Here is a 270-nt window from a genome sequence, read left to right on the forward strand (position 1 = left end):
GGTTGGTCGCGACCGTGACGGCTCCGAGCCGGCCGGCCTGTGCGACGATCGCCGCCTCGCGTGGGTGGTTCTTCGCGGTGAGGACCTCGTGTCGCACGCCCTTCTTGGCGAGCAGGCGCGACAGGTACTCGCTCTTCTCGACGGAGGTCGTGCCGACGAGAACCGGCTGGCCCTTCTCGTGACGCTTCACGATGTCTTCGACGACCTGTTCGAACTTGGACTTCTCGTTCTTGTAGACGAGGTCGGACTGGTCCTTGCGCTGCATCGGCT

At 64.8% G+C, this 270-nt stretch carries 1 protein-coding gene; it reads right to left on the reverse strand.

Features of this window, described 5'->3' with window-relative positions:
• Window positions 1–270 (reverse strand): preprotein translocase subunit SecA (locus ACPYOG_RS19595; RefSeq protein ID WP_481295791.1); only part of this gene is annotated, 270 nt, incomplete at both ends.

This window comes from Leifsonia sp. HAY1-4F, from assembly GCF_056755275.1.